The organism is uncultured Campylobacter sp. (genome assembly GCF_937997595.1).
Lineage (GTDB): Bacteria > Campylobacterota > Campylobacteria > Campylobacterales > Campylobacteraceae > Campylobacter_B.
This window is the reverse complement of the sequence record NZ_CALKTS010000040.1, coordinates 1-6,403: the sequence shown is the minus strand read 5'-3', so window position 1 is coordinate 6,403 and position 6,403 is coordinate 1. Positions and strand designations below refer to the sequence as shown.

5 protein-coding genes are annotated in these 6,403 nt (G+C 42.6%); 3 read left to right on the top strand and 2 right to left on the bottom strand.

From position 1 onward, the window contains the following. The first annotated feature begins 66 nt into the window (after positions 1 to 66). Positions 67 to 870, top strand: a complete 804-nt coding sequence (locus Q0614_RS01340; RefSeq protein ID WP_298785953.1) for a transporter substrate-binding domain-containing protein — start codon at positions 67 to 69, stop codon at positions 868 to 870. Between the two features lie 223 nt (positions 871 to 1,093). Here Q0614_RS01340 and Q0614_RS01335 read toward each other — a convergent pair whose 3' ends face one another. Then, on the bottom strand, positions 1,094 to 2,050 hold the full coding sequence (locus tag Q0614_RS01335; RefSeq protein ID WP_298785951.1) for an AraC family transcriptional regulator: 957 nt from the start codon (positions 2,048 to 2,050) through the stop codon (positions 1,094 to 1,096). 109 nt (positions 2,051 to 2,159) lie between these two features. On the opposite strand from Q0614_RS01335, the gene Q0614_RS01330 reads away from it, so the two are divergent. Both Q0614_RS01330 and Q0614_RS01325 read left to right on the top strand, forming a co-directional pair. Next, positions 2,160 to 4,130, top strand: coding sequence for a TonB-dependent receptor (locus tag Q0614_RS01330; RefSeq protein ID WP_298785949.1), 1,971 nt, complete (start codon positions 2,160 to 2,162; stop codon positions 4,128 to 4,130). A 49-nt stretch (positions 4,131 to 4,179) separates the two neighbouring features. After that, positions 4,180 to 5,325 carry a PepSY-associated TM helix domain-containing protein gene (locus Q0614_RS01325; RefSeq protein ID WP_298785947.1) on the top strand — a complete coding sequence of 382 codons (1,146 nt, stop codon included), beginning with the start codon at positions 4,180 to 4,182 and terminating at the stop codon, positions 5,323 to 5,325. Positions 5,326 to 5,514: 189 nt separating this feature from the next. On the opposite strand, the gene Q0614_RS01320 is transcribed toward Q0614_RS01325, so the two are convergent. Next, a complete protein-coding gene (locus tag Q0614_RS01320) occupies positions 5,515 to 6,390 on the bottom strand; it encodes a D-2-hydroxyacid dehydrogenase (RefSeq protein WP_298785954.1) in 876 nt (291 codons plus the stop codon). Positions 6,391 to 6,403 lie beyond the last annotated feature (13 nt).

Below are 6,403 nucleotides of genomic sequence, written 5' to 3'. Positions count from 1 at the left end.
AAGGCTGAGAAAAAATATTTCTTGTTAGATGATCTTTATAAAATGTTTTAATTCAAAGGACAAAATATGAAAAAAATTCTACTAAGTATTTTGCTGGGTGCTGGTGCGCTTTGCGCTAATTCCCTAGCAGATATCAAGCAAGCAGGCGAAATTCGCATAGGCTTGCAAGATTCCCAGCCTCCGTTTAGCTTCGATGATAACGGCACGCTGAAGGGCTTTGAGGTTGATTTGGCAAACGAGTTAGTCAAAAATCTATTCGGCAATAAAAAGATCAAAATCGACTTTATCTCCGTAGCATCTAAAGATCGCGTTCCCTCACTGGAGCAAAACAAAGTAGATCTCATCATATCCAAGCTTACCGTCACAAAAGATCGCGTTCAGAAAGTCGATTTTTCTTACCCGTATTATTCAGTGCAAATTGGCGTGCTAAGCCGTAAGGATGATAATATTTCAAGAATCGATCAGATCGCGCATAAAAAAATTCTAAGCGTTAAAGGCACAACTGCCGAGGAGCACTTTAAAAACGCGGGTTATGAGATTGCGACATGTGCCGATGCGAATGAATGTGTCGCCAGACTAAAGGCTGGCGAGGGTATAGGCTTTGCCGACGATAATACGGTCGTACTCGGATATGCTAGAAACGATGCCGCACTTGATGCAAAAATCATCAACCTCGGCAAGGTAGATTATATCGCTGTTGCCCTATCTAAGGGCAATACCGAACTGCTTGATGCGGTCAATAGCAGCCTAGTAAAAATGTATAAAGCGAAATTTTTCCATAAGGCTTTTGACGAGGATATCAAGTCATACTACGGCGGTAAGATCGATAAAAAGCACTTCACGCTCGATGAGGTTTATAGCCTGTTTTAAATTTAGACGTATTTAAAATTTTAAGGCGCCCCTTGGCGTCTAAACATACCCGCAGCTGCGATATTTGATCGCAGCTCGCTTTTGCCGTCAAGGCTTCGGCGGCAATTTATAATTTAAATTCCGTATTTTTACGGGTCCCAGTTGCAATATAAAATTTTACGATGTTTTGATATGCGGTTGTGAAAGGGCGCGGCTTATAAAAGATAGCCGGTCGCAAGAAATTCTAATCCGAGTAGTAAAATTTTATATCCTTTTTCAGTTGCATCGGCAGCACGTTAAATTTAGCCCTAAAAATTTTAGAAAAATGCGATAAATTATTGTATCCGACCATTTTAGCGGCTTCGTTTACGCTGATTTGATCTAGACTTAATAGCTCTTTTGCAATTCCAAGCCGCTCATTTGTCAGCATCGCATAAATGGTCGTGCCAAAATATGCTTTAAAATCCCTTTTTAGTGCAAATTCATTCGTGGCACAAAGACGAGCGAGCTCCTTAATACTAGGTGGGTTTTGCATATTTTCAAGTAATATTTTCTTTGCTTTTTGGACTGTTTTTATGTCATTTTCATCAAGGCTAAGTGCATTTTCGGGCTCATTAAATTTATGAAAACTTTTATAAAGCATCTCTAAAATTTTACTTTCCATAAAAATTTCGCGCATTTTGCCGTCGTATATCGCGGCATTTTCGATTTCTTTAAGGATGATATTTTGCACGGCGCTTGTTTTAAATTTCTTCATGCAAACGGCTTGATCTAAATTCAAATTTTTTAAAATTCCTAGTTCATTCGCAAAAGCGGTGCTAAGCGCTATGCATGAGCTTTTATAGTGTTTATTTTCAAGCTCGTGAACGCCACGCAATTCACTTTGCATAGTTCCGAGCCAAAGCTCGCCCTTATTTAAAACGAATTGATCTTTATCCGATCTGAAGCAGATAGGATTTTCGCCCGTATTGAAAAATAAAAATGAATAGCGGCTGCCTCGTTCGTGGCGATGCAAAAGAAAATCTCTGCAAATTATATCGCTGTTATAATATCCTATCTCTCCGCCCGTATAAAAAGAGCTAAAGTTGAATTTTATACTTTCGCTTTCAAGCTCGGTTTTGTTATACCTGCATTGCTTGGACGGCTCAATGTCGTTAGATATTTTTTGCAAAAAATCATCTAAACTTATCTCTTTACTCATCTTATCCCTTTAGCGTTTAAAAAAATCCCTCTACCGTTTATTATTTCTTGATAATGCGTATCTTATTATAGTAAAATGAGTTTAAATTTTAATAAGAAAAGGGGCGTTTGTGTGCGTAATATATAAATTATCGCTGACCGCTGCTATAGCGACAGCTGGGATATCGAGTGAGATAGAAAAACAAGGCAAAAGCGTAAATTTGGGTGAAATTACCGTAGTCAGTGCTACAGGCTATCGGCAAAATATTCAAGACGCACCCGCTTCTATCTCCGTTCTTACGCAAAAAGAGATACAAAAGCGTAACTATCAAGATATCTCCGCAATGGTAGAGGATTTGCCGAGTGCCTTTACCGCAACGCTAGGTGCTGCATCTAGAAAAGGCATAAGCCTAAGAGGCCTATCTCAAAAATATACAAAAATTTTAATCGACGGCAAGCCCGCGACCAGCGATAGCGCTTATAAAGGATTAAGAAGTATTGGCAGTAGCCAGAATTTCTTGCCTCCCGCAAATGCGATAGAGCGCATAGAGGTCATCCGCGGTCCTATGAGCTCGCTTTACGGCAGCGACGCTATGGGCGGAGTAATAAATATCATCACTAAGGGCTTTTCAAATGAGCTTAGCGGCAATGTAAACGGATACTATACTTTCGCTAAAAAATCGCAAATAAAAGGTGATTATCAAACGGGTTTTTATCTAAACGGAGCTATCGTCCCGGACGTGCTAGGTATCGCACTTTACGGCAGATTTTTTGAAAAGATAGAGGACAAAGAGCCTTATGCAAATAGAAATAATGAAGAGACGAATATGGGCGCAAAACTGATGTATAACGTAACGCAAAACGATGAGGTAACGCTTGATTATCGTAAAGTAAATAATAAATTTAGGCGTACATACGGGCGTACGCGAACAACCTCGGGAGGCAATAACGATATTGCGAAAGAGGATATGAAAGGCTACACCGCAAGCCTGTCTCATCAGGGAAAATACGATAAGTTTATGATAGATAGCTACGCAAATTACGATAGCATGAAAGAAAGCGGCGCCCAGGATCTACGCCTTAGAACGACTACGCTAAATTCTAAAGGCTCATATTTTTTCGATTCAAATGCTTTGAGTTTGGGCGTGCAATACCGAAGCGAGAGATTAAACGAAGCCGCTACTACCGCAGATGAGGCAAATGTCAAAAGATGGGATTATTCGATCTACGGCGAGGATAATTTTTATCTAACTGATGATTTAACGCTAACCGGCGGAATCAGATATAATCGTGATAAGGACTACGGCGGCCATATATCGCCGCGCGCTTATGCCGTTTATCGTTTAAACGAAAGTTTTTCTATTAAAGGCGGCGTTTCGACGGGATATTCAACTCCGGATATTAAGCAGCGTAGCGAGGGCCTTGCCCTGCCATTTGCAGGAGGCCAGGGAGCGCAGATAGGCAGAAGCTCTTTAAAGCCCGAAAGCAGCATAAGCTACGAAGGCGGGTTTTCTTACGACGATAACGATAAATTTAACTTTAGTGCTACTGCGTTTTATACCGAAATCAAAGATGGAATTTCTACCAAATTAATTTGCCGCCCAAGACCGGGAAATCCTTGTGTGCATAACGGCAAAACTTACAGGCGCGGTATTTGGGACACTATAAATATCGGAGAAGCCGAGGTTAGGGGTCTAGAGCTAAGTAGCGATTATCAAATTTTAGATAATTTGAAGCTGCATGCAAACTACGCCTATACGAAATCCGAGCAAAAAACGGGTAGCGAGAAGGGTAAAACCTTAAATAATTTTCCAATCCATTCGGTAAAGCTAGGATTTGATTACGACGTAAGCTCCAAGCTAAACTTATGGTCGCAAATAAATTATTATAGTAGGACGCGCGATAGCCTAAGCTACGATGAGGATATCCGCTCATACACGCTTTTTGATCTGGGCGCGAGCTATAAAGTCACAAAAGACGCAAGTTTAAATTTTACGCTTTATAACATATTCAACGAATTCGTACTAACGCGCTCGGGAAATTATCAAATGATGGTTGTAGACGGGATGAAGGCGCAGGTTGGATTTAACGTGAACTTTTAAATTCGCGGCGCATAAATTTCGTCCGCGGATTTAAAATTTAAGGAAATTAATGGCGATTCTAAAAAGGAAAAAAATTTGGTTCAACGTCCATCTTGTTTTGACGCTTATATGCTGCGTGCCGATCTTAATCGTAGCCCTTAGCGGCGCTATTATCTCGTATCACGACGAGATTATAGATGCGTTAAATCAAAGCAAATCTTTCGTGAGCCCGAGCGGAAAAGACGCTCTTAAGCCCGCCGAAATTTTAAATATTTTCAGAAAAGTCAAGCCCGGTTTTACGCTCAGTTATTATAGAATTCCTCAAAATAAAAATGAGGCGATTAGGCTTTCTGGCACAGATTCTAGCGGCGAGTTTAAATCATATTTTATAGATCCTTATAGCGGCGAAATTACTTCGGAAAATATAGGCGATACGTTTATCGGCGTAATACTGAACCTACATACTAATCTGGGATTTGGGCTAAGCAAAAACGAAACTCTGCGGCTAATAGGCAAAAATATCGTGGCGCTTAGCACAATTATGTTTATTTTGGTCTTAATTTCAGGCGCGGTGATTTATTATCCTAGTTTTAGAGGGAAAATTTTACGCGCATTTAGGATAAATTTTAAAGCGAGAGGTTATGCGTTTTTATATAGCTTGCACGGCGCGGTCGGAGTTTTGCTGCTGCCCGTTTTGCTTACGATAAGCGCTAGCGGGCTTTATTGGTCGTATGATTGGATAGCCAAAATCACCAACAGAGCGCTAGGGGAAAAGGAAATTTTTAGAAAAACGAGTTTTACTGAAGTGCGAGGATTTTCGCTTGAGGATGAAGATAAAATTTTAAATTTGCAAACGGTATTTGATATTTTTAAGCGCGAACGCGGTGAAAACTACGAATTCTTCAATATTATCGCTCAAAAAGATGGAGAAAATTTTATGATCTTTTATTTCGATAAAGGCGAAAAGAGCGAAGAGCATATGAACACGATGAGCGTAAACGTTAAAAAGGGCATCTTGCGGCATGCTCGCTATGATGATGCGAAAAGCACCATGCCGCGCCCTTTTGCTATACATAAAACCGTTTTGAACGTGCATTCGGGCTATATCTTCGGCGAGGCGGGCAAGTTCTTATTTTGCGTAGCGGCGATTTCAGTGTTATTTTTTATAGTTACGGGATTTTGGATGAGCATAAAAAGAATTTGCAAGAAAAGATAAATCTACGAATTCAAAGCGGAGAGGTAGCTTATCCGCGGCGTAAATTTAAAATTTTATCCGAAGCGATACCGCTTCTTTTCAGCTAATAAAATTTTATGTGTAGCGCTTTGAAATACTGCGTGCAGAGCTTTTGTGAGCCTTGCGCCGCATCTTGATTTTGTTAAATTCGCTTCGGCGTTTTAACTGCATTCATTTGCCGCTCATAAAATCCCTAATATTTTGCGCGATCATCTTTATCAGCCGTTTGCGTGCCTCTATGCTCGCCCATGCGATGTGAGGCGTGATGATGACGTTGCGGCGATTTTTCACGCGCAGCAGCGGATGATCCGCCCTCATCGGCTCTGTTTGCAGCACGTCAAGTGCTACGCGCAAGCCTCGCTCGTCCACGGCACGAGCCAGCGCCTCCTCATCCACGATGCCGCCGCGGCCGAAATTCATCAAGATCGCCCCCTCTTTCATCTTCGCAAGCTCCGCCTCGCCGATCAATTCCGCCGTTTTTTCATTTAGCGGGGCGTGGATCGAGATGATGTCGCATGCCCTCAAAAGTGCGTCCAGGCTCACTCTGGCGAACTCGCCGTTATCGTTCGCGCCGCTAGTGGAGTAGTATCTCACGTTTGCGCCGAATGCGGCGGCGATGCGGGCGAGCTTTACGCCGATCTGTCCAAGCCCGATGACGCCGAATTCTTTGCCGTAAATTTCGCTGATCGGCGCGTCAATGTGGGTAAAAATTTCACTCTCGCACCATTTGCCGCTGCTGCCGTAATCCGCGTAGTATCCGAGCGCGTTGGTTAGCGCAAACAGCGACGCGAAGGTCTGCTGCACGACGCTGTTCGTCGAATAGCCGGCCACGTTTTTTACCGCGATGCCGCGAGCCTGTGCTGCCTGCATGTCGATATTATTCGTGCCCGTGGCGCTGACGCAGATCAGCTTAAGCGCGGTTTGCGCCATGATCTCATCTGTGATTAGGACTTTGTTAGTGATGACGACGTCGGCACCGGCTAGGCGCTGCGCGGTTTGCGCGGGCTCGGTCATCTCGTAGCTTTCAAACTCGCCCAAGCTCGCGATCTCGCTAAGATCG

Bases quoted from the DNA above. Each gene is read 5' to 3' on its own strand.
- Q0614_RS01340 (WP_298785953.1), top strand. From the start codon at position 67: ATGAAAAAAATTCTACTAAGTATTTTGCTGGGTGCTGGTGCGCTTTGC.
- Q0614_RS01335 (WP_298785951.1), bottom strand. From the start codon at position 2,050: ATGAGTAAAGAGATAAGTTTAGATGATTTTTTGCAAAAAATATCTAAC.
- Q0614_RS01325 (WP_298785947.1), top strand. From the start codon at position 4,180: ATGGCGATTCTAAAAAGGAAAAAAATTTGGTTCAACGTCCATCTTGTT.